This is a genomic window from Arthrobacter sp. SPT-J7 (assembly GCF_059089965.1).
Genome location: NZ_JBNHFF010000398.1, coordinates 1 through 1,658 on the forward strand (window position 1 = coordinate 1; position 1,658 = coordinate 1,658).

Genomic DNA, 1,658 nt, shown 5'->3' on the forward strand with positions numbered 1-1,658 from the left:
CCCCGCCGTCGTTGTTCCTTTGTGCCTAGTGGGCGTGGTCGCCGCGGCTGTATTCGTAGACCCAGCCAACAAGGGCAACAACAGCCAGGCCAGCTCCGATGTAGACGATCCAGAAGCCTACCGCCAGGCCCAGGAAGCCAGTAGCGCACGCCAAGCCGAGGACCAGCGGCCACCAGCTCCAGGGGCTGAAGTGCCCCTGCTCGCCGGCGCCCTCGTGGATCTCGGCATCGCTGCGGTCTTCAGGGCGAAGGCCGACGCGCTTGCCGGTGAACCCAAGGTATCCGCCGATCATGCCGGCGAGGCCGCCGACCAGGAGGATTCCGAGGATACCTACCCACTCACCCCAGTCGGTGAGGAAACCGTAAATCACCGAAACCGGTACGAAGAAGAAGACTCCGGAACCAAAGATCCATGACTCAATTTTCACTGTGCAGTGTCCTTCTGGTCGGCGTTACCGAGCGTCTGGGCTGCGGGAGCCGGTGACTCGACAGTCTGGACCTGTCGAAGCTCGGGGTGGTGCAGGTCGAGGGCTGGACGCTCGGAGCGGATCCGGGGCAGCGAAGTGAAGTTGTGCCGCGGCGGCGGGCAGGACGTGGCCCACTCGAGCGAGGCACCAAAGCCCCAGGGGTCATCAACCTGCACCTTTTCGGCGCTGCGCCACGTGATGTAGACGTTCCAGAAGAACGGGATCAGGGATGCACCGAGGACAAACGAGGCAACCGTGGAGAACTGGTTCATCCAGGTGAACCCGTCCTCCGGCATGTAGTCCGCGTAGCGGCGCGGCATGCCCTCAACCCCGAGCCAGTGCTGGATGAGGAAGGTGCCGTGGAAGCCGAGGAACAGGAGCCAGAAGTGGATCTTGCCCAGGCGTTCGTTGAGCATCTTGCCGGTGAACTTGGGCCACCAGAAGTAGAACCCGGCGAACATCGCGAATACCACGGTGCCAAACACCACGTAGTGGAAGTGCGCCACCACGAAGTAGGAGTCGGAGACGTGGAAGTCCAGCGGCGGGGAAGCAAGGATGATGCCGGTGAGGCCGCCGAAGAGGAACGTGATCAGGAAGCCGAGGCTCCACAGCATCGGCGTCTCGAAGGTCAGCGAACCGCCCCACATGGTGCCGATCCAGTTGAAGAACTTCACGCCCGTGGGAACCGCGATAAGCATGGTCATAAACGCGAAGAACGGCAGCAGCACCGCGCCGGTGACGTACATGTGGTGTGCCCACACGGTCACAGACAGGGCAGCAATGGCGATCGTCGCGTAGACCAGGCCCTTGTAGCCGAAGATGGGCTTTCGGCTGAAGACCGGGAAGATCTCGGAGACGATGCCGAAGAACGGCAGCGCGATGATGTACACCTCGGGGTGGCCGAAGAACCAGAACAGGTGCTGCCAGAGCACGGCACCGCCGTTCTCCGGATCGAAGATGTGCGCACCGAAGCGGCGGTCTGCGCCCAGTGCGAACAGCGCGGCGGCCAGTGGCGGGAAGGCCATCAGCACCAGGATGGCGGTGACCAGGGCGTTCCAGGTGAAGATCGGCATCCGCCACATCGTCATGCCGGGGGCACGCATGCAGATGATGGTGGTGATGAAGTTGACCGCACCGAGGATGGTGCCGAAGCCGGACAGCGCCAGGCCGAACACCCACAGGTCCCCGCCGA

The 1,658-nt window shown here is 63.3% G+C and carries 2 protein-coding genes; both read right to left on the bottom strand.

All coding sequences use genetic code 11. From position 1 onward, the window contains the following. Positions 1-25 precede the first annotated feature (25 nt). The gene (locus tag AC5RWX_RS33015; RefSeq protein WP_494100381.1) at positions 26-427 is read right to left on the bottom strand and encodes a cytochrome c oxidase subunit 4; all 402 of its coding nucleotides are present in this window, start codon (positions 425-427) and stop codon (positions 26-28) included. Further along, positions 424-1,658 (bottom strand): cytochrome c oxidase subunit I (locus AC5RWX_RS33020; RefSeq protein ID WP_494100382.1); only part of this gene is annotated, 1,235 nt, incomplete at its 5' end. The genes AC5RWX_RS33020 and AC5RWX_RS33015, both read right to left, overlap by 4 nt.